This is a genomic window from Amycolatopsis speibonae (assembly GCF_042647925.1).
Lineage (GTDB): Bacteria > Actinomycetota > Actinomycetes > Mycobacteriales > Pseudonocardiaceae > Amycolatopsis > Amycolatopsis speibonae.
In genome coordinates, this window is sequence record NZ_JBHRWK010000071.1 from 1 (window position 1) to 21,094 (window position 21,094).

Genomic DNA, 21,094 nt, shown 5'->3' on the forward strand with positions numbered 1-21,094 from the left:
GCGCCTGGCTCATCGGAACCCTACGCGCCACCACACGAACCAGCCCAGTCCGCCACCTCTCCCTCACCCCAGCCGCCTGACCAGAGAAAACCAACAGCATCATCCAACGCACCAAAATCCACACAGTCGACGCCAACGACCCGGCGTCGCGCACAGTCACCGCCACCGTCCACAAACTCGCCAGGTTGGCCTTACCCCTCAATTATCGAGGGGTAAGGCAAAGGTGTCCTGTCGGTCGGGGCGAAGGGGACTTTCGTCGCATCGCATGCAGGGAAAGTTCCCTTCGCGTCACGTCCGCAAGGGTCCCGGCGCCCTGAGCCGCGCCCCAGGGTGTCCCCAATGTGGCATTGGGGACACCCACCGTCCCCAATGCCACATTGGGCGCACACCTCAACGACACGGCCGCCTTACTCCTCAAAGAGAACCGCCCCAACCGCTCACGAGCCTGCCCATGTCCGCTTGTCCCAAGATTCAGGACGCCTGACCCGCTCCCCTCGCCGTGCTACCGTGAGACGTCACATCATATATCAGATCGGACATGCCGGTGACCTCCTCTGCACGGTTCGACGAGCGGAAACGGCGGCTGTCGGGGGTCGTGGCCATCCCGGTGACGCCGTTCGACGCCGACGGCGCCGTGGATCCGGAGACCTACGCGAAGCTGGTGGACCGGGTGATCACCGCCGGCGTCGAGGTCGTGACGCCGAACGGCAACACCGGCGAGTTCTACGCGCTGGACGAGGCCGAGACGCGGCACTGCCTCGAACTGACGGTCGAGGCCGCGGCCGGGCGGGTGAGTGTGGTCGCCGGCGTCGGGCACGACGTCGGGACCGCGATCGGCGCGGCGAGGCACGCGCGGGAGGCGGGCGCGGGCCTGATCATGATCCACCAGCCGGTGCATCCGTACGTCTCGGTGGAGGGCTGGGTCGAGTACCACCGCGCCATCGCGGCGGCGGTCCCGGAGCTGGGTGTCGTGCTGTACGTGCGCGACGCGCGGATCGAAGGCGAGCAGCTGGCCAGGCTCGCCGACGCCGCGGAGAACGTCATCGGGGTGAAATACGCGGTGCCGGATCCGGTGCGGTTCGCCGCGGTGGCACGGGACGCGGGGCTGAGGCGTTTCGTGTGGATCGCGGGGCTGGCGGAGCTTTCGGCACCGGGCTACTTCGCCGTCGGCGCGACCGGGTTCACGTCGGGACTGGTGAACGTCGCGCCGTCACTCTCGCTGGAGATGCTCCGTTCGCTTCGGGACGGCGACTTCCGCGCCGCGATGGCCTGCTGGGAACGCGTCCGGCCCTTCGAGGAGCTGCGGGCCGCGGACGGGAACGCCAACAACGTGAGCGTGGTGAAGGAAGCTTTGGCACAGCTGGGTTTGTGCCGCCGCGCTGTCCGGCCGCCGAGCCGTCCGCTGACGCCGGGTGAACGCGAGCGGGTCACGGCCGCGCTGTGGCCGGGGTTACTCGCGCGTTAACAAGGCGTCAGCGAGACCCCGGAACGCGTCAGGGAGGCGTTGGCGAAGCGGCCGGGCCGGGCCGATCGGAGTTGTGCTGGCGGAGCACTGACCGATCGACGCGGAGGTAACCCGTGACGCTCAGCGAGCTCCTGCCCAGCCTCGGCTGCGAAGCCGCCGACCACCTCGAACCCGGGGTCTGGCCGCGGAGCACCCGGCTCGGGCCCGGCGGGGAACTGCTGTTCGCCGGCGCGCCCGTGTCGCACCTCGCCGCGAGGTTCGGGACCCCGGCGTACCTGCTCGACGAGGACGAGGTCCGGCAGAACGCCCGCGCGTACCGTCAGGCGCTGCCGGACGCCGAGGTGGCGTACGCGAGCAAGGCGCTGTGCACCCGCGCGGTCCTGCGCTGGGTCGCCGAGGAAGGGCTTTCCCTCGACACCTGCTCGGCGGGCGAGATCGCGGTGGCGCGGTCGGTCGGCTTCCCCGCCGAGCGGATCCTGCTGCACGGCAACGCGAAGACCCCCGAAGACCTCAAGGCCGCGCTGTCCTACGGCGTCCGCCGGATCGTCGTGGACTCGCTCGACGAGATCGAGCAGCTCGGCGCGCTGGCCACCGGCGCGCAGCAGGTGCTGATCCGCGTCACCCCCGACGTCGCGGCGGGGACGCACGCGGCGATCACCACCGGCACCGAAGGACAGAAATTCGGCTTCTCACTGCGTGAGGAGGTCCGCGACAACCTCGGCCGGGCCGTCTCCGCCGTACTCGCGCAGCCGGGGCTCCGCCTGGCCGGGCTGCACTGCCACATCGGTTCGCAGGTGTCCCGTGTGGACTTCTACGAACTGGCCGCCCGCAAGATGATCGGGGTGCTCGCCGGGCTCCGCGAGACCCACGGCGTCACCCTGCGGGAGCTGGACCTCGGCGGCGGGCACGCCGTCCGCTATCTGCCCGGCGACACCGGTTTCGACATCGACGGCTATGTGCGCCGTCTGCGGGTCGCTCTCGCTTACGAATGCACTTCGCGCGGCTTCCCCCTGCCGAAACTGACGATCGAGCCGGGCCGCGCGATCGTCGGGCAGGCGGGGATCACCGTGTACCGGGTCTGCGCGGTGAAACGCGGTTCGCGCACGTTCGTCGCCGTCGACGGCGGGATGAGCGACAACGCGCGGCCCGCGCTCTACGGGGCGGCGTACACCGCGCGCCTGATCGGCAGGCGCGGCCGCGCGGTCCGGCGGCCGATGACGGTGGTCGGACGGCACTGCGAATCAGGCGACATCCTCGCCGACGGGCTCGCGCTCCCGGACGACGTCCACCCCGGCGATCTGCTCGCGGTCCCGTGCACCGGGGCATACCACCACTCGCTCGCGTCGAATTACAACCTCGTCGGCAGGCCGCCGGTGGTCGGCGTCTCACGCGGTAAGGCGACCCTTCTCGTCCGCCGTGAAACCGAGGAGGACCTGCTGAAACGCGACCTCGGCTGACCGGTCGTCCGAAAACCTCGGCACTCGCCCTGTCGCGCGACAGAATCCTTCGCGCGAACATGCCGGGAAAGAGAATCGCGACAAACAACTTAACGGCGGTAGCATTCTGGACATTGATCGATACGCTGCGCGACAAGAATCGCATGCCGAAACAAAGGGAGGGACGGCATGGGTGACGAACCACGCGCGCAGATTGAGCAGCGCACACCTAGAGGGTTGGACAATACCGATCGCACCCTGATCGCTCTACTGCAAGTCGACGGGCGGGCCTCGTTCACGGCGTTGGCCAAGGCCGTCGGCCTGTCGGAGGGCGCCGTGCGGCAACGCGTCCAACGGCTGTTGCGGGACGAGACGATGCAGATCGTCGCGGTCACGGATCCGGCGAACGTCGGGCTCGGCCGTCAGGCGATGGTCGCGATCAAGGTCCAAGGCGATCCGCGAGCTGTCTCCGACCAGCTCTCCGGATTGCCGGACGTCCACTACGTCGTGCTCACCGCGGGAGGCTACGACCTGCTCGCCGAGGTCGCCTGCCGGGACGACGAACATCTCTTGAGTGTGCTGAACGACGACATCCGGCCTATCCCGGGTGTCGTCAGCACGGAAACACTGATCTACTTGAAACTCGCAAAACAGACATATGCCTGGGGCAACCTGACCCGGTAGCCCTTTATTGGGGGGAGTCGTGAGTGTTTCGGGCCGACCGAACAGCCCAGAACACTCACGACACCTTGGCTCCCCCTAGACGCAGCGCAGATACACGTCGGGAGTCCGCCGCCCGGAATCAAGACCGCGGAGGACTTTCGGCAGCGAACCGCTGTGCAGGACCCCGAGCCGCTGCGTCGCCCGAGTCAGCGCGACGTACAGTTCCGCCTCCCCGCCCGGACCTTCGGCGAGGATCCGCTCCGGCTCCACCACCAGGACCGCGTCGTACTCCAGCCCCTTCGCCGCGGACGGCGCGATCGCGCCCGGCACCCCCGGCGGCCCGATGACGACAGCCGTCCCCTCGCGCCCCGATTCCTCGCGGACGAATTCGGCGACGGCGTCCTCCAAGTCCACTTCGGACAGTCGACGGGCCCAGGGCCGCACACCGCACGAACGCACCGACTCCGGCGGCACGACGTCCGGGGCGAAACTCGCCAGCACCGAAGCCGCGACAGCCATGATCTCCGACGGCGTCCGGTAGTTGACGGTCAGCTTCCGGTACAGCCACCGATCGGCGACGTACCGGGAAAGCATCGCGTCCCACGACCGCGCGCCGGACGGCGACCGGCGCTGCGCGAGATCCCCGACCACGGTGAACGACCGGCTCGGGCAGCGCCGCATCAGCACTCGCCAGTCCATTTCGGACAGTTCCTGCGCCTCGTCGACCACGACGTGGCCGTAGGTCCATTCCCGGTCGGCGGCGGCGCGTTCGGCCAGGTCCCGCTCGTCGCGTTCGGCGAACCGGTCCGCCAGTTCCTCCGCCATCAGCACGTCCGTCGGCCGCAGCGCGAACTCGTAGTCGTCGTGATCGTCCTCCACCCCGACGATCTCCAGCACCCGCTCGGCGTACTCCTTCCGTTCCCGCCGCCGCCGCTCCGCCGCCCGGCGCTCGGCGGTGCGGTCGTGCCCGAGCAGTTCGACGGCTTCGTCCAGCAACGGCACGTCGGACACCGTCCACGCGGCGGCGTCCTCGCGCAACAGCGCCGGATCGGCCCCTGCCGCCCGCAACCGCTCCGGTGAGGCGTAGAGGTCGGCGAGCAGCCGCTGGGGCGTCAGCGTCGGCCAGAGGCGATCCAGCACCGCGCCGAGCTCCTCACTGGCTTCCAGATCGCGCCGGGCGTTCTCGAGCATCTCCGGGCGAGTGTGCCGGTCGTCCTCCGGCAGCCAGCCCGCGCCGATCCGCCCGACCGCGCGGACGGCGAGCGCGCTGATCACCTCGCGTTCGAAAACGGCCTTCGCCTCGTTGTGCAGCAGGCCGCTGTCCCTGGCCACCTCGCGCGCGGTCGCCGCGACCTCGGCGTCGAACGGCACGGTGACGTCGTCGAGCTCGATCGGCTCCGCCTCGGCGGGCAGCTCCTGCCGGTCCGTCACCGCCGCCGCGAGCACGTCCAGGATCCCCAGCGAACCCTTGAGCCGCTGGACCGCCGGCGGATCCTCGCGTTCGGTGCTCAGTCCGGCGACAAGGCTTCCCGGCGTCGCGAAGACGGCACTGGTCTCGCCGAGCGACGGCAGGACACGGCCGATGTGGTCGAGGAAGCCGCTGCTCGGCCCGACCACGAGCACGCCGCGGCGTTCCATGCGCTCCCGTTTCGTGTACAGCAGGTACGCCACCCGGTGCAGCGCCACCGCCGTCTTGCCGGTGCCGGGGCCGCCCTCCACCACGACGACGCCCGTGTGGTCCAGGCGGATGATCTCGTCCTGCTCGGCCTGGATCGTCGCGACGATGTCCCGCATCCCCTCGCCGCGCGGCGCGTTGACCGCGGCCAGCAGCGCGACGTCGCCCCGTTCCCCCGATTCCGGACGGCCGAAGACCTCGTCGGTGAAGTCGAGGACGGTACGGCCGAGGGTGCGGAATTGACGGCGCCGCGACATTCCTTCCGGCGACGCGCCGGTCGCGCAGTAAAACGCGCGCGAGGCCGGCGCCCGCCAATCCAGCACCAACGGTTCGTAGTCGTTCTCTTCGTCGAAAAGACCGATCCGGCCGACGTAGGACCGGCCTCCCGAAAGGGCGTCCAAACGGCCGAAACAAAGGCCTTCGTCGGCGATCTTCAGCCGCGCCATCTCGCGGGCTTTCGCGCCGACGGAGACTTCGCGGTCGGAAAGCGCGAACCCTTCTCCCCGCAGCGCACCGGCATACGCTTCGCCCACCCGCACGCGTTCGGTGTCCAGCCGCCCGTAGAGCGACGCGACGTAGTCCCGTTCGGACAGCAATTCCTCGTCGTACCCCTGATTTGACAAGTTCCCCTCACAGCGGCTAGACTGACAAAACATTCGACGTACCGATCAGTGTTTGAATGAGCACTGTTGATCGGACGTCGATTTTTTATTGTCCACCCCTTGTCAAGAGACACCCCGGTGATTCCCCGGAAACGACCGTGCGCGATAATGGGGACGAGCATCCACCATTACCGCGCACGTTCCGTGTTGTCCGGGATGCCGATCAGCCGAGCATGAACTCGCGGGGCTCCAGCGCCCTTCCCACCACGCGGACGTCACCGAGCCAGCCATGGAACGCCTGCTCGACGATCGAGTCGTAGGCGTAGGCACCGATCAGCCAGGAGCCACCGGGGTTCGCGATCCCCGCCGCGGCCGTCTTCGGGTTCCGCAGCACCGGGCAGCCGTCGACGTAGAGCGTCGTCCGCCTGCCGTCGTTGACGGCGGCGACGTGGATCCATTCCTTCAACGTCAGTTCGTGGCTCCACGCGGTCGAAATCCCGTTCTGGTTCACCGGGAACACCGCCCACTGGAACGCGGCACCGTCCGAAAGGGACAGTGTGGCCGACGGCTCGCCGGGGTCGTCGCCGGTCTTTCCCGCCTTGCCGCCGGACCCCTGCCTGCCGAAGAGCGCGGCCCAGGAATGGTTGCCGTCCTTGAAATCCTCGGGCAACTTCACGAACGCCTCGACGGTGTAGCCGCGCGCGAACGTCTCCGCGTTCATCGGCGCGGAGTCCGCCGTGCGCAGATACGCGCCGCGGGCCGGTTTCTTGCCGCCGTCGAACCGGAGGCTCGACCTCGACGGCTGCCGCCCGGAGAACTCACCGGAGTACCGCAGTGTTTCGGCGGCGCTGCCGGGCAGGGTCACCCGGACCAGGTCGTTGCCCCGGCCCGAAAGGTCACGGACCCCGTCTAGAGGCGCGCCGTCACGGCCTTCGAACCGCCAGTACGCCACGGTCCCGCGGATCAGTTGCCGGTCCGCGGGCCGCGCGGGCGGGACCGGGACGGGGGCGAAACCGGCGAACCTCGCGTCGAAATCGATCTCCAGGCTGAAGTAGTCCGAGGGGCCGGTGCGCTCGATCTCCTGGCGCTGCAGTTCGTTCAGCCGCGGTGCCTGGTCGGCCAGCCACGGCGAGAACGTGCGGACGTCGATCACGTTCCGCGCGAGGTCGAACCGGTAGAGCCGGATCATCGCGCTGCCGCCGTAGTAGCGGTCCTGGTAGTTGGTGATGTGCAGGTGGACGTCGTGGCCCGCCTTGTTGCGCTTCACCGCGCGGCCCGGCGGCCAGTAGTGCCCGTTGAGGGTCAGGAAGATCTGGTCGTTCCCGTCGATCAGCTCGTCCCACACCCGCTGCCCGAACTCGGAAAGCTGAGCCTGCCCGGCCTCGTCGGCCCATACCAGTTCATGGATGGTCAGGATCGCCGGAAGCCGCGGATTCCGGGCGAGGATCGACCGCGCCCACTCCAGCCCGCCCGCCGACGGCCGCCAGTCGAGGGCGAGCAGCAGCCACTCACGCCCGCCCGCGCGGAACACGTGGTGGCTGTTGTAGCCGTCCGGGCTCGCGCCGCGGAAGGTCTTCGAGCCCCGTTGCCGCTGCGGGCCGAACGCGTCGAGGTACGGCGTGCGGCCGCGCTGGTCGTCGGTCGAGGACTTGATGTCGTGGTTGCCCGCCAGGGTGCTGTACGGGAACCGCCGCCGGTCCAGGTGCTGGAAAGACCGGCTGATCTGGTCGAACTCGCCCGGCTTCCCGTTCTCGGTGAGGTCGCCGAGATGCGCCAGGAAGACGATGTTCTCGTCGCCGCCGGTGACGTACCGCAACGTGGCGTCCAAGGGCGCGGGATCACCGCGGTCGGCGTCGAAGAGGTACTGGGTGTCGGGCAGGACCGCGAGGGTGAAGCTGCCGTCTTCGGCGTCCGGGCCGTGGTGGCCGAAGGTCGCGGAAGCCGCGGGAGCGCCGAGCACGGGCACCGCGGACACCGCCGCACCGGCGCCGAGCAGGCCCGCGCCGCGCAGGAAGGTCCGTCTGGAGGAGTCGTTCACGGCCGAAACCTACGGTCGCGGAAGCAACGCGTCCCGAACCGCGGGTGAACACTTGCCCCGCTCGGTAGCTTCGTCCCATGGGGAACGTCAAACGCTGGCCCGTGCTCGCCGGCGTCGGTGTCGTGGTGACCGCGGCCGCCTGGTGGATCGTGGACGAGATGCCGACGGTGAACGACGCCGTCGCGCGGGAAGCGCTGCCGCCGATCGACGAACATCTGCGCGCGCACGGCTGGACGGGGACGCTCGCCGGTTCCGGCCTCGCGGACGTCCGCTGGGTGTGCACGCAGAAGGTGATCGAGACCCGGACCGACGGCGAGCGGGCCAAGATCGGCCTGGTCGCGAGCTGCGACGAGGTCGCGAAAGAAGGCGGCGGGCTCGTCACGGGCAGCGGATTCCGGCGGCTGCCGATGGTCTACCGCGTCGAACGCACCCCGGACGGGTACCGCGTGCTCGACCGGGAACTCGCGAAGGACGGCTCGGGCTACGCGCCTTCGGTCAAGGCGATGTTCTCGTGGGTCGGCGCCCGCCGGGTGATCGACGGCGCGAGCCCGGACGGCCCGGAGACCGTGACGCCCGCCGCGTTCGGCCTGCCGGACAGCACCCCTGTCCGCATCTGGCGGTGATCAGTCGCCGTTGTGGTCGATCAGCTTCGGCACCACGAACCACATGCCGACGAACAGCGCCGCCGACACCACGCCGAGGATCGCCATGGCTATCGGGCCGTAGACGACCTTGGCGATGAGCGCGACGGTCGTGGTGATCGCGGCCGCGAGGCAGCCGAGGCCGACCAGGACGGAACGGTTGCCGTAGGTGAGGATCCGCTCGCGGTTCCCGGTGCGGAACAGCAGCCGATGCCAGGCGGCGGGCGCCGTCAGCAGCGCCGTCGAGCAGACCGTGAGCAGGACCGCCGTCAGGTGGACGGACTTCTCGAACCCGCTCGCCTCGTGGAACTCGTCGGTGAACACCACCGTGAGCAGGAACCCGAAGAGGATCTGGACGCCGGCCTGCGCGACCCGGAGCTCCTGCAGCAGCTCACTGACGTTGCGGGTCAGGCGTTCGTTCTTCGTCTCGCCGGTGTGCTCGACCATGCGGCGGCTCCAAGACCATCGGTTGGCGCGTGACCTTTTCGTACCAGCCGAGCGAGGTCACCGACACGACCACGACGGCGAGGCCGAGCCACTGCGTACCGGACAAGTGCGCGTTCAGGAACGATACGCCGATCACGGCCGCGGTGACGGGGAACGCCAGCTCGGCCAGCGTCGCCCTGGCGGCCGGGGTCGACCGCAGGCCCAGGTAGTACAGGCTCAGCGCCAGCAGGCCGGGGACCAGCGCGAGCAGCCCGAGGCCGAGCGCGTTGTCCCAGCCGACCGCGAACCCGCCGCCCTGGTACGCCACGATGCCCGCCGCGACCGGGAGCCCGACGGTGAAGCGCAGGGTGGTGACCTCCTTCGGCGCCAGCTCGGTGGAAAGCAGCCTGCCGAGGACCGTGCCCGCCGCCCACAACACGGCCGCGCCGATCGCCAGCAGCGCCGCCTTCGCCGCGGCGAGCTGGATGTCCAGCGGATCCTTGAAGGCCAGCAGCCAAGCACCCAGCAGCGCCGGGATCGCGAAGAAGGCGTACCCCGGGCGAACTCGCTCACGGAGTACGAAATATGCCGCCAGCACGGCGAACACCGGCTGGAGCTTCTGCAGCACCAACGGCGTCACCGGGTCGCCCAGTTTGAAGGCCGCGGTGAACATCGCCGTCGCGAGCGCGGAAGAGCCGCCGCCGATGGCGAGCACGGCCAGCCATTCCCGCGGTCCGCACCGGCGCAAGGCACGGAAAGCGCCGGGGATCAGCGGACTCAGCACCAGCACCACGAGCAGGTGCTCCCAGAAGACGACCGTGGCCGCCGGCAATGCCTCGGCGAGCGGAAGCCGCAAAAGCCCGTCTGTGCCCCAAAGTGCGGCTGCGACCGCGACCAGCCAAGTGCGATCCGGAGGGTTAATACTCACTTGTCCTGCCCATAGTTTGAGAATGATCGCCCGACCGAGTGACCTGTCTGGCGTGTCCGATTCGTGCGGACTAGGCAAGGTGACATGCGCCCCGTCCCCGTACTAGTCCTGGCCCTGTCCACCGCCGCGCTGGCGCTCACCTCCGGCGCCGGACCGGCCACCGCCACCCCCGGCTCCCGAGTCCACGTCATCACCGCCAAGAGCGGCCTCACGATCTACAAGCCGGAGCTGGTCCCGGCCGGCGCCCGCACGCACGTCTTCGGGTTGACCTCCAAGGCTTTCGGCACCTCGACCGCGGTCCTCGTGACCGGCCTGCTGCCCAACCGCGAATACGGTGCCCACGCGCACACGAAGCCGTGCGGCGCCACCGGCGACCTCGCCGGACCGCACTACCAGAATGTCGAAGACCCGGTGAAGCCGTCGGTGGATCCCGCCTACGCCAACCCCCAGAACGAGATCTGGCTCGACCTCACCACCGACGCCACCGGCCGCGGCGCCGCCGTGTCCAAAGTGGACTGGACGTTCAGCGAACGGCGAGCGAATTCGATCGTGATCCACGAAACGCATACGCACACCGACCCCGGTCACGCCGGGACAGCGGGGGCCCGGCTGGCCTGTGTGACGGTCGGTTTCTAGCAGTGTTTCCTAAAACCCCCAGGTGCGTTCGGGCCGGATCCTGATCCGGGCGCGATACTCCCGGTCGAACTTCGGGATGTCGTAGTCGATCGCCGGGTAGTGCTTCTCGTACTTGTCGAGGAAGCCCGGCTGCTCCGACGGGAGACCGTCCGGCAGGATCTCGGCCCGGCCGCCGATCACCAGGATCGAGCCACCGTGCTCGTCGGCGTTGAAGTGGAGGCTGACCTCGGGGTTGGCTTCGATATGCCGCGTCTTCGCCGTGTCCGGCTGGCTGAAGACGATGAAATCCTCGCCGTCGAGCACGAACCACACCGGGCGGGGCGAAGGGCGGCCCTTGGGGCTGATCGTGGTCAGCCAGGCGACGTTCTCCTTCGCCCGGTCAGCGAGCCGCGGGTCGGGTTGGTAGGTCATGAACCCACCAACCACGACCCGGCGGCATTTCTTCCGCGTCCGGCTCAGCGAGACGCGACGAGCTTCGCGTAGCGCGTCCCGGCACCGAGCAGCACCAGGCCGGCGATGAGGAAGGCCGCGACCCTGGCCAGGCCGTCGAGCGCGGAGAGGTCGAACAGCACCAGCTTCAGCACCGCCGCGCCGACCAGCACGAACCCGATCACCCGCAGGTTGACCGCCGAGATGCCGCGGATGAGCAGCACCAGCGCGGCGACCGTCCAGGACACCGTGATCACCACGTGGCCGAGCAGGAAGCCCGAGCGGCCGGGGACGGCCAGCAGCGCGCCGCACAGCACCATCGCGCCCGCGCCGTAGAGCCCGCAGACCCCGGCGAAGAGCCACGGCACCACGTTCTCCGCCGCCGCCTTGAACAGCCCGAGCCGGTGCGCGACCCACGGAAGCGTGATCGAGACGGCCAGGATCGCGACGGCCACCAGCAACGCGGCGGCGAGGTCGGCGTCCGGGCGGTTCCGGATCAGGAAGAAGAGCGTCGGCGGGACGTCGAAGGCCAGCGCGATCAGGCCGCCGATGACGGCGAAGACCAGCCCGCCGGCGAGCGCCACGTGCTTCTTCGTCCACAGCGCGACCAGGGCCAGCAGGACCCCTTCGCCGACCAGGATCGCCGAACGGGCGCTGCCGTCGAACAGGGTCATCGTCGTCTGCAGGGCCGCGAGGAGACCGGCGGCGCCCGCGAGGTCACCCGTCCAGCCGTCGAGCCACTGCCCGGCCGCCCACACCCCGAGGAGCACCAGCGCGACCGACGCGGTGACCAGCACGGCCGAGGTCTTCGGCAGGAACAGCGCGGCGAGCAGCGACGGCGCCGGTGCGACGGCGAGCAGGGCGAGCGCGGCGGCGTCACCGGAACGCTTGAGGGTGACGATCAGGGCGAGCACGAGTCCGACGGCACTCGCGGCCAGCGCGGCGGCGGTGTTGGCGGTGCTGCCACCGAAGCCGGTGAACGCGGTGCTGAAGACCGACGCGACCAGCGGCGGGATCCCGGCGGCGACCGCGACCGACGGCCACGACTGGCGCAGCTGCACCGGCGTCGAAGCGACCTGGACGACCAGCAGGAACGCGACCAGTTCCGGGGTGAAGCCCTGCGTGATGATCGGCGCGCAGATCACGCAGCCGAGCACGACGGCCGCCGCGAGCAGCGAAGACTTCCACCGCACGGCCAGCAGCAGCCCGCCGACCACGATCAGGAGACCGAGCGCGAGACCGGCGTAGGCCGGGAGGTACTCGTACAGCGTCGTCGCGGCGATGGCGTCGAGGTACAACGCGCCGATCCCGGTCGCGGCGAGCGCGAACGCCCCCGTGCGACCGGCCGGGGTGCGGTGCAGCCGCAGGCCGATCCCGACCAGCGCCGCGCCGAGCACGGCGCCGCCGATCACCCGGGGCAGCGGGCCGAACCAGCCGCGCTGGATCGCGAGCACGAGGAACAGCACGATGCCGAGCAGCGTGACCGCGCCGCCGATCCAGGCCAGCAGCCTGCTTCCGGCGCCTTCCTTGCCCAGCTTCTCGGCGAGCGTGACCTTCGGGATGGGCTGGTACGGGCGGTAGGGCTGCTGCTGGGCCTGCTGGCGGTACTGCTGCTGCCACTGCGCGTACTGGGCCTGCTGGTGCTGGGCTTGGTGGTACTGGGCCTGGTACTGGGGGTGCTGTGGGTGCGTGAAGTAACGCGGGTGCGGCTGCTGGGGCGCCTGCGGCTGCGGGATCTGCTGCTGTGGGTGCTGGGCCTGGGGCGGCACCTGCGGCGCGGGCTGCTGCGGTACCTGCTGCTCGGCGGCCTGCTCGGCCGGGTCTTGGAGCGCCTGCTCAGGCGCCCCTTCGGGCGCCGGTTCCGCTTCGGACTGGACGGTCCGCAGCTCCGTACCGACCCGCGCGAGGCGGGCCCCAAGGTCGTCGATCTCCCCGGCGAGCCTGAGGAGCACATCCCCATCGGTGGTCATGGCGATCAGCATGCGGCTTGAGGGCCGCCGAGGGATCCGTAGCACTACTCAATCGTGATGACGATGTGGTCGCGACCTGCAAGATCATCGAGATCGAGCCCACACCCGTAGTGCCCTCAAGAGGTCGATGTACCGGAAGCCCGGCCAGTTGGCGTCGCAGAAGTACAGCTGCGATTCCTTGGCCTGCCACAGCAGGAACCCGGACAGCCGGACCTCGCCACTGGTCCGGATGATCAAATCCGGATCGGGAGTGCCCGCCGTGTACAGATGCGAGGCGAGGGCGTCCACGGAAACGGCCTCCGCGATCTCCGTGAGTGACCTTCCGTCCGCCGCGCCTTCGAGCACGAGGTCACGGACGGCGTCGACGATCTCCTCGCGGCTCCCGTACCCGATGGCCAAGGTCAGCTCGGGCCCCGTCGCCTCGCGAGTGTCCTCCTCGGCCCGCTTCAGCACCTCCGCCGTGGACGACGGCAGCAGGTCGAGCCGCCCCACCGGCTCGACGCGCCAGTTCGCGCCCGGCACGGTGAGCCGGTCACGGACGACGTCCTCGATCACCCGCATCAAGAAGGCCATCTCCGGCGACGCGCGCTTCGTCAGGTTGTCGACTGAGGCGAGATACACCGTCACGTGCCCGATGCCGAGGCCTTCGCACCACGTCATCAACCGGGCGATGTGCCGGGCGCCGTGCCGATGCCCCTCACGGACGTCCTCGAAGCCCATCTGGCGGGCCCAGCGGCGATTGCCGTCGATGATCACGCCGATGTGCCGGGGCAGCGGGCCGTGGCGGAGGCGGGCGCGGAGACGTCGCGCGTAGAGGTCGTCGAGTCTGGTTCGGACGCTCATGAGAGCGAAGCTACCGAAATCGGGGATCGGCCTGCCGCGCTCATGAGCTACGTTCGTCGTGTCGCTCAAGCGGGTTTCCGGGTGACGCCGAGTGCGGCGCCGTGGGCGTCACGCGAGTCGCGAGGCCAGGTGAACCCGGGGAATACCGGGACCCTGGCCTTACGCATGTCCGGGCGTGCGTCGCCGCAATCCGGCGACGGATCGAGTGAATCCCTGGCCGCTGTGTGGATTTCGGGTCATCTGACGCACCAAAATCCACACGGTCACGACACGAATTCACCGATTGGATCGCATGAAGACCTACCGCGGAGCAGCGGTGCGCGACGGCCGGTTCTGGCTCGTCCGAGTCGAGGGGGTCGGTGCGACACAAGGCCGGTCCAAGCCCGAAGCCCGGTACATGGCCGCGGAACTGATCGAAACCCTGCACGGAATCTCTCGCGCGGAGTTCGACGTGCACATCGACTTCGCACCCTGAACGAAGACCTGCTCGCTGATCTGCCGATAGTCCGCCCGTGCATCTGCCGACGCGTCTTCAAGACTGGACGACCGGCCCACCTGCGAGTGACAGACACCACAGGCGACAATGGAGGACGTGACAGCCACCCTGAGCAAGCCCAGCCTGAAGATCGGCCCCTACGAGGTCGATCCCCCGGTCGTGCTCGCTCCCATGGCGGGCATCACCAACGTCGCCTTCCGGCAGCTGTGCCAGGAGTACGGCGCGGGCATCTACGTCTGCGAGATGATCACCGCCCGCGCGGTGGTCGAGCGCCACCCCGGCACGATGCACATGATGACCTTCGGCGAGAACGAAAAGCCCAGGTCCATGCAGCTTTACGGGGTCGACCCGAAGACCATGGCCGAGGCCGTCCGCATCATCACCGGCGAAGGCCTGGCCGACCACATCGACAGCAACTTCGGCTGCCCGGTGGCGAAGGTGACGCGCAAGGGCGGCGGCGCGGCGTTGCCGTTCAAGCGCAAGCTGTTCGCCGACATCGTGCGCGAATCGGCGAAGGCCGCGGCCGAGGCGGATGTGCCGTTCACGGTCAAGTTCCGGGTCGGCATCGACGACGACCACCTGACCTACCTCGACGCCGGGCGTATCGCCGAGGCCGAGGGCGCGGCGGCGGTCAGCCTGCACGCGCGCACGGCAGCGCAGCGTTACTCCGGTCAGGCCGACTGGACGAAGATCGCGGCGCTCAAGGAAGCCGTCACCAGCATCCCGGTGCTCGGCAACGGCGACATCTTCTCCGCCGGGGACGCGCTTCGCATGGTCGACGAGACCGGCTGCGACGGTGTCGTGGTCGGGCGCGGCTGCCTGGGCAGGCCGTGGCTGTTCGGTGAGCTGGAAGCCGCCTTCGCCGGGCGCCCGCTGCCGACACCGCCGAACCTCGGCGAAGTCGCGAAGGTACTTCGCAGGCACGCCGAGCTGCTCATCCAGCACGACGGCGAGACCAAGGCCCTGCGCGACCTCCGCAAGCACATGGCCTGGTACTTCATGAACTTCCCGGTCGGCTCCGAACTGCGCCGCGGCTTCGCGATGGTGTCCGGCCTGACCGAACTCGACGATCTCATCGGCCGCCTCGACCACGACGCGCCGTTCCCCGACAACGCCGACGGGCCGCGCGGGCGGCAGGGGTCGCCGGGCAAGGTCACGCTGCCGCACGGCTGGCTCGACGACCCGGACGACGACTGCGTCCCCGAGGCCGAGGACATGCACTCGGGGGGCTGAGTCGGCGACACTCTTTCCTGACCGCGACCGGATAAGCTGCCCTATGCCACGCACGCAGTTCACGGGAACCGCGAAAGAACTCAACGACCTGGCCCTTGCCGAGTATTCTTACCGGCCACCGAAATGGTGGCATCGCTATCCCCGGTTCACCGCAGCAGAGCTGGCCGTCAGTCATCTCGTCCTCGGCGAGAAGAACCCTCTCTTGGACGATTCCGGAGAATTCCAAGCGATTTGGAAGAAGAAGAGTGGGCTGAAGGCGCATCGTGATGCGATTTCACGATGGCGTGCTCACGGCTACCAGTACGGCACCATGATCTGGATCGGCGCGGCGGCTCTGGCCTTCCTAGGGACCACGTGGCCGAACTGGCTCGGCGGACTCCCCTCCCGGTTGCCGGCCTACATGTTGTTCACTTGCGCCCTGCTGGCTTTCTGGGCAAGGAAGATGCGACCGGAACGTCGCTTCTATCGCTTTGTGACGAAGGCGGAAAAGGCCGCCAATATTCCTCTCAGCAGTGCAGTCAACACCTATCCTGTTCGCTGCATGAACCACTCAGGCCGAGCAGCCCGATTGCTCTTCCTGCATCTTCAAGGAGGGCGGCGGACCTGGGCGGCGCCACCGACCGTGGCCGATCGCGCATCGGAGTTCACCTACCCCTTGATCAATGTCGTCTTGGACGGTGCTCCCTCGTCGCCGCGAGCAGTGCGATCGTTCAAGAGGCACGCGGAGTTTCTCAAACTCACCGCCTGCTTGGTCGCACTCGGCCGTGAGGATCTGATCCCCCGCCTCCGCCGGCTGACGGCGGCACACGGTGGTATACCGATGCGCACAGGCGACGAGGAGGCTGAGATCCCCGAGCGTGACCTCCTCTTCCTCGACCCGATGCGGAACCACCACCGCTGGGCTGTCGTCAAGGACTTCTACTACCCGCTTTCGTCCTGGCTCAGTTTGGCCGTCGCCGGAGTGGCCTTGGTCATCAGCCTGCGCCGGTGAGGCGACCACCTGTGTCGGTAGTGTCGGCGCCGTGATCGAGCAGCTGAGCATCCCCACCGCGGCCGGTTCCTTCGACGCCATCGCGGCGGGCCCCGAGGACGGCCGCCCCGTCCTGCTGCTGCACGGGTTTCCCGAGGCCGCGGTGGAGTGGGAGCACCAGGTCGCGACGCTCGGCGTGCTCGGATATCGGGCGGTGGCACCGGATCAGCGCGGCTACTCGCCGGACGTCCGGCCGGAACAGGCGTCCGAATACGGGATCGACGCTCTCGTCGGTGACGTCATCGCGATCGCGGATCGCTTGGGGTGGAAGGAATTCGATCTCGTCGGGCACGATTGGGGTGGCGCTGTCGCGTGGTGGGCGGCCGACACGCATCCCGCCAGGCTCCGCAGTCTCACCGTCGTTTCGACGCCGCATCCGGCGGCGCTTGCGGAGGCCATGAAGACCGACGAAGACCAGCATCTCCGGTCGGGGTACATGACCGAATGGCGGCAGACCCGCGTCACCGAACGGCGGATGCTCGCGGACAACGCCGACGCGCTGCGCCGCATCTTCGACTGGAAGGTGCCGCCGAGCAGGATCGACGAGTACGTCCAGCGCCTGTCCGAACCGGGCGCGCTGACCGCCGCGCTCAACTGGTACCGCGCCGGCCGTCCCGGCGGGAAGATCGGGCCGATCGCGGTTCCGACGCTCTACATCTGGAGCACCGAGGACGCCGCCTTCGGGTCGACGGCCGCGCTCGACACCGCGAACCGCGTCACCGGCCCGTACCGCTTCGAGATGATCGAGGACGTCTCCCACTGGGTGGCGGAAGAGGCGCCCGAGGCCGTCACTTCTTTGCTCGTGGAGCACCTTTCATCCCACTAACAGGGGTAACTCTGGTCGCGGTACCGGTTACAGACAGCCTGCTGGTTCAGTGGGTCCGGTGAACAACACGACCGAACTGGACACCGAACGCATCGTCTACGTGACCGAGGACGGCGAGCCGACCGGCGAAACCGCGCCCAAACTGGCCGCGCACCACGAGAACACCCGGCTGCACCTGGCGTTCTCCTGTTATCTGTTGCGCAGCAGCGACCAGGCCCTGCTGATCACCAGCCGCGCCGCGTCGAAGAAGGTGTGGCCCCGGGTCTGGACCAACAGTGTCTGCGGGCACCCCGCCCCCGGCGAGCCGATCGAGGAGGCCGTCCGGCGCCGCGCCGCCTTCGAGCTCGGGCTTCCCCGGCTGGACGGGCTCCGGTGCGTCCTTCCGGCGTACCGCTACAGCACGCCTCCGTTCGAGGGCGTGGTCGAGAACGAGTTCTGCCCGGTCTTCGTCGCCTGGGTGGACGGAGACCCGGAACCGCATCCGGACGAGGTCGGCGACTGGCGCTGGTTGAGCTGGAACGATTACGCACTGTTGCTGAATGACGATGTGACTGACGTGAGTTACTGGGCGAAAGATCAGTTTTCGCAGCTCAAAGACTTCGAGCCGTTTTCGTCCTTACAGAACGGCACTTCGGTGCGTGACAATGGCGCGGATCCGTCGTCCACTTGAGCGATATTCACTTCCGACCGTACCGATACCTCAAGAGATCCCTCCTATACGACGAAAACCAATTCGTGGCGGAGGTGAGCGTGGTAGCCGACGACGAGGCCGCGCTCCCACCGAGCGCGCCGGCCACCGATCTGCTCAGCCTCCACGAGTCGATCGCCGGGGTGCTCGCCACCCAGGGTGACTGGCGGCGCGCCTACCACCACCTCAAGTCCGCCTTCGACCTCGCCCGTGCCGGCAGCCTGCGGGACACGCTGACGTCCAGCTACAACCGCCGTTACCTCGACCAGTGGCTGCACGGCCCGGCCGTCGACTACCGCGGCCCGCCCGGGATCGCGATCGCGCTGGTCGACCTCGACCTGTTCAAGGGCGTCAACGACACTTTCGGGCATCTTGTCGGCGATCGGGTGCTGCGCGAAGTGGCCGACCTGCTGCAGCAAGGACTTCCGCCGGAGGCGTTCTGCGCCCGGTACGGCGGCGAGGAGTTCGCGCTCGTCATCCCGGACGTCGAGGCCGCCCGCGCGGTGCGCATCGCCGACACCGCCCGCATCCGGGTGGCCCGCCATCCGTGGCCCCGGATCCGGCCCGGCCTCTCGGTGACGATCAGCGTGGGACTCGCGCACGAGAGCCGCGCGGAACCGGATCGCCGGGCGGAACCGGAACGGCAGTTGCGCCGAGCCGACGCTTTGTTGTATATGGCGAAACGGGCGGGCCGGAACAAAGTGGCGTATCAGGATAAGGAATCATCGCGGATGATTCCTCAGTCGTTGAACGCCGCCGAGTCCGCGGACGCCTAGCCACTCACTCCGGTCAAGAGTCGCACTCTGCGTGACGGTTTCAACCGTTTTAACGCAGCTTTAACCAGGACCGCTCACCCGATCGCATGGACCGTTCGGCGCTTATCGGTACCTTGGGTGAAGAAAATTCCGGGATGGTTGTCGTCACGAACCTGAGGTGTCCGTACGATAACGAAAGAGCTTCAACGCCAGTCGTGAAAGGAGACCGAGTGCCCGACGAGCACCACAACCCGGGGACCGGTCGCCACAGCAACACCGACAGAAATGCCGGTGAGCGCGGCCGCCGGGGCCGACGCCGCTCGATGGACACCCACGGCGGGATCAGCGTTTCCGACGTCGTCGCACGTCATACGGGTGAACGACCGGTCTTCGACCCCGCCGCCGAGGCTCCCGCCCCGCGTCGTCTCCGGCAGGACGAGCCGACCCCCGAGCCTCCGAGACCCGGTCCGCGCGCGAACCGGGCGGAGCCTCCCGCACCGCGGCGTCCCCGTCCGGCGGCCCCCGTCGAGAACCCGGCGTCTCGTGCGGCCGAATCCGCCGCGCCGCCGGCTCAGCCGCCGCCGCGGCCCCCTCAGCCCGCCGAGCCCCCGCGCCCGCCTCGTGCGCGCCAGCCACGGCGCGGTTCGCAAGCCGCGCCCGGCCCCGAGGCTCCGACGCAGCGCCGCCCGCCGGTGGTGAACCCGGGAGCGCAGCAGCAGCCCGCGGTACCGGCGCCGCCGCGCCGTCCCCGCCGCCCCGCTCAGCGGCCGGTCCAGCAGTCACCGGTCGCACCGCCGCCGGTCCAGCAGCCGCCGGTCCCGCCTTTGTCCCCCGGCGTCCCGCCGCGGTCCGAGATGGACCGGCTCACGATGACCGACGAGCTCGAGGCGATCGACGACGCGACGATCACCAAGCGCAAGATCGACCACACGCTCGCCCGGTTCTCCGCCGCGCACGACGAACTCGAAGCCGAAGAGGCCAAGAAGCGCGAGCGCCGCGAGCGGCTCGCCGCTCGCCCCGCCGCGTTGCTGGAGCAGACCCGCACGGCACTGCAGCGGGTGGTCACGACCACCGATTCCGACCCCGCCGAACCTGCCGAGGCCGCGGAGCAGTCTTCCCCGCAGACCCGCCTGCAGGAGAAGAAGGAACGCAAGACCAGGCAAGCGGTCAAGGTGGGCCGGATCGCGGCCGCCGTGGTCGCCGCGCTCGTGTTCCTCTCGATCGGTTCGGCGTGGGGTGCCCAGACCTGGTTCGACGCGAAGTTCAACAACGTCGCTTCGCTCGACGAGGATTCGGCCGACATCCAGGACGCCGCGGGCCAGACCGGCGACGAGAACTTCCTGATGGTCGGCTCCGACAGCCGTGACGGCGCGTCCGCCGAAGACGGCGTCGGCGACACGGAAGGCACCCCGGGTGCCCGCTCGGACACGGTCATGATCGCGCACGTCCCCGCCGACAGGCAGCGCGTCGTCATGGTGTCCTTCCCGCGCGACCTCGAGATCAGCCGTCCCGAATGCAAGCGGTGGGACGCGGCGACGTCTTCCTACTCCGAAGAGACTTCGCCCGCGAAGAAGATCACGAAGCTGAACACCGCCTACGCGGTCGGTGGCCCGCAGTGCGTCACGAAGGTCATCCAGCAGATCACCGGCATGAAGATGAACCACTTCGTCGGGATCGACTTCAACGGCTTCAAGTCCATGGTCGACGCCGTGCAGGGCGTCACCGTGTACAACGAGAAGCCGGTCGACGACACCACGCTCGGCATGGTCATCCCGCAGGCGGGCGAGGTGCGGATCTCCGGCGACCAGGCACTGAACTACGTCCGGGCACGGCACGTCAAGGGCGACCCGACGTCGGACTACGGCCGGATCAAACGGCAGCAGGCCTTCCTCGGCGCGCTGCTGAAGACGGTGATGTCGAAGGACGTCATCCTGGACACCGGCAAGCTCAGCGGCTTCATCGACGCTTTCGCGAAGGCCACGTTCGGCGAGAACCTCGGCATCAACCAGATGATGACGCTGGCGAAGTCGATGCGCGGCATGGGATCGGACAAGGTCAAGTTCCTCACCGTGCCCACCACCGAAGAAGCGAACAAACGCGGCAACGAGGTGCTGTTGCAGAGCAAGTCGAAGGCCGTCTTCGGGGCGCTGATCAACAACACCCCGCTGGAAGAGAAGGCCCCGGCCCCGCCGGCGGGTGACACGGAATCCACGCCGACGAGTTCCGCCAAGTCCGGCAACCCGAAGAAGAGCAGCAGCTCAGGCTGAAGATCCGTCGAAGGATCATTCGTTAGTCCGGGTTCACGTCAGGTTCA

Annotated in this window: 19 protein-coding genes; 12 read left to right on the forward strand and 7 right to left on the reverse strand. The window is 68.8% G+C overall.

Going from position 1 to position 21,094, the window contains the following annotated elements; all coding sequences use genetic code 11:
• Positions 1 to 538: 538 nt before the first annotated feature.
• From ACFOSH_RS35290 to ACFOSH_RS35300, 3 genes are all read left to right on the forward strand, one after another.
• Positions 539 to 1,465, forward strand: a complete 927-nt coding sequence (locus tag ACFOSH_RS35290; protein ID WP_378244498.1) for a dihydrodipicolinate synthase family protein — start codon at positions 539 to 541, stop codon at positions 1,463 to 1,465.
• Between the two features lie 113 nt (positions 1,466 to 1,578).
• A complete protein-coding gene (gene lysA / locus ACFOSH_RS35295) occupies positions 1,579 to 2,922 on the forward strand; it encodes a diaminopimelate decarboxylase (protein ID WP_378244500.1) in 1,344 nt (447 codons plus the stop codon).
• A 168-nt stretch (positions 2,923 to 3,090) separates the two neighbouring features.
• Positions 3,091 to 3,585, forward strand: a complete 495-nt coding sequence (locus ACFOSH_RS35300; RefSeq protein ID WP_378244502.1) for an Lrp/AsnC family transcriptional regulator — start codon at positions 3,091 to 3,093, stop codon at positions 3,583 to 3,585.
• 75 nt (positions 3,586 to 3,660) lie between these two features.
• On the opposite strand, the gene helR is transcribed toward ACFOSH_RS35300, so the two are convergent.
• Both helR and ACFOSH_RS35310 read right to left on the reverse strand, forming a co-directional pair.
• A complete protein-coding gene (gene helR / locus ACFOSH_RS35305; RefSeq protein WP_378244504.1) occupies positions 3,661 to 5,862 on the reverse strand; it encodes an RNA polymerase recycling motor ATPase HelR in 2,202 nt (733 codons plus the stop codon).
• Positions 5,863 to 6,064: 202 nt separating this feature from the next.
• Positions 6,065 to 7,879 (reverse strand): LamG-like jellyroll fold domain-containing protein, encoded by a 1,815-nt coding sequence (locus tag ACFOSH_RS35310; RefSeq protein WP_378244506.1) that lies wholly within the window; start codon positions 7,877 to 7,879, stop codon positions 6,065 to 6,067.
• A gap of 77 nt (positions 7,880 to 7,956) precedes the next feature.
• Here ACFOSH_RS35310 and ACFOSH_RS35315 point away from each other — a divergent pair, with 77 nt between their 5' ends.
• Positions 7,957 to 8,502, forward strand: coding sequence for a hypothetical protein (locus tag ACFOSH_RS35315; protein WP_378244508.1), 546 nt, complete (start codon positions 7,957 to 7,959; stop codon positions 8,500 to 8,502).
• Here ACFOSH_RS35315 and ACFOSH_RS35320 read toward each other — a convergent pair whose 3' ends face one another.
• Both ACFOSH_RS35320 and ACFOSH_RS35325 read right to left on the reverse strand, forming a co-directional pair.
• Positions 8,503 to 8,967 (reverse strand): DUF6328 family protein, encoded by a 465-nt coding sequence (locus tag ACFOSH_RS35320; protein ID WP_378244510.1) that lies wholly within the window; start codon positions 8,965 to 8,967, stop codon positions 8,503 to 8,505.
• Positions 8,912 to 9,874, reverse strand: coding sequence for a DMT family transporter (locus ACFOSH_RS35325; RefSeq protein ID WP_378244512.1), 963 nt, complete (start codon positions 9,872 to 9,874; stop codon positions 8,912 to 8,914). The genes ACFOSH_RS35320 and ACFOSH_RS35325 overlap by 56 nt, the downstream gene beginning before the upstream one ends.
• Before the next feature lie 84 nt (positions 9,875 to 9,958).
• On the opposite strand from ACFOSH_RS35325, the gene ACFOSH_RS35330 reads away from it, so the two are divergent.
• Positions 9,959 to 10,510 (forward strand): superoxide dismutase, encoded by a 552-nt coding sequence (locus ACFOSH_RS35330; protein ID WP_378244514.1) that lies wholly within the window; start codon positions 9,959 to 9,961, stop codon positions 10,508 to 10,510.
• 9 nt (positions 10,511 to 10,519) lie between these two features.
• Here the strand turns inward: ACFOSH_RS35330 and ACFOSH_RS35335 are convergent, their stop codons facing one another.
• The 3 genes from ACFOSH_RS35335 to uppS form a co-directional block, all read right to left on the reverse strand.
• Positions 10,520 to 10,921 (reverse strand): TIGR03667 family PPOX class F420-dependent oxidoreductase, encoded by a 402-nt coding sequence (locus ACFOSH_RS35335; RefSeq protein ID WP_378244516.1) that lies wholly within the window; start codon positions 10,919 to 10,921, stop codon positions 10,520 to 10,522.
• 44 nt (positions 10,922 to 10,965) lie between these two features.
• Complete coding sequence (locus tag ACFOSH_RS35340) at positions 10,966 to 12,921, reverse strand: DUF2339 domain-containing protein (protein ID WP_378244518.1); 1,956 nt, start codon at positions 12,919 to 12,921, stop codon at positions 10,966 to 10,968.
• 72 nt (positions 12,922 to 12,993) lie between these two features.
• Positions 12,994 to 13,752, reverse strand: a complete 759-nt coding sequence (gene uppS / locus ACFOSH_RS35345; protein ID WP_378244520.1) for a polyprenyl diphosphate synthase — start codon at positions 13,750 to 13,752, stop codon at positions 12,994 to 12,996.
• A 292-nt stretch (positions 13,753 to 14,044) separates the two neighbouring features.
• Here uppS and ACFOSH_RS35350 point away from each other — a divergent pair, with 292 nt between their 5' ends.
• The 7 genes from ACFOSH_RS35350 (at position 14,045) to ACFOSH_RS35380 (ending at position 21,047) form a co-directional block, all read left to right on the forward strand.
• Positions 14,045 to 14,227: a hypothetical protein gene (locus tag ACFOSH_RS35350; RefSeq protein WP_378244522.1), complete on the forward strand. Its 183-nt coding sequence runs from the start codon at positions 14,045 to 14,047 to the stop codon at positions 14,225 to 14,227.
• A 108-nt stretch (positions 14,228 to 14,335) separates the two neighbouring features.
• Positions 14,336 to 15,481 carry a tRNA dihydrouridine synthase DusB gene (gene dusB, locus ACFOSH_RS35355; RefSeq protein WP_378244524.1) on the forward strand — a complete coding sequence of 382 codons (1,146 nt, stop codon included), beginning with the start codon at positions 14,336 to 14,338 and terminating at the stop codon, positions 15,479 to 15,481.
• A gap of 43 nt (positions 15,482 to 15,524) precedes the next feature.
• Complete coding sequence (locus tag ACFOSH_RS35360; protein WP_378244526.1) at positions 15,525 to 16,472, forward strand: hypothetical protein; 948 nt, start codon at positions 15,525 to 15,527, stop codon at positions 16,470 to 16,472.
• Between the two features lie 31 nt (positions 16,473 to 16,503).
• On the forward strand, positions 16,504 to 17,337 hold the full coding sequence (locus ACFOSH_RS35365) for an alpha/beta fold hydrolase (protein ID WP_378244528.1): 834 nt from the start codon (positions 16,504 to 16,506) through the stop codon (positions 17,335 to 17,337).
• A gap of 58 nt (positions 17,338 to 17,395) precedes the next feature.
• Entirely contained in the window at positions 17,396 to 18,007 is a 612-nt protein-coding gene (gene idi / locus ACFOSH_RS35370; RefSeq protein WP_378244530.1) for an isopentenyl-diphosphate Delta-isomerase, read from the forward strand.
• Positions 18,008 to 18,072: 65 nt separating this feature from the next.
• Positions 18,073 to 18,801: a GGDEF domain-containing protein gene (locus ACFOSH_RS35375; protein WP_378244532.1), complete on the forward strand. Its 729-nt coding sequence runs from the start codon at positions 18,073 to 18,075 to the stop codon at positions 18,799 to 18,801.
• Positions 18,802 to 19,634: 833 nt separating this feature from the next.
• Positions 19,635 to 21,047, forward strand: coding sequence for an LCP family protein (locus ACFOSH_RS35380; RefSeq protein ID WP_378244570.1), 1,413 nt, complete (start codon positions 19,635 to 19,637; stop codon positions 21,045 to 21,047).
• The last annotated feature ends 47 nt before the right edge of the window (positions 21,048 to 21,094 follow it).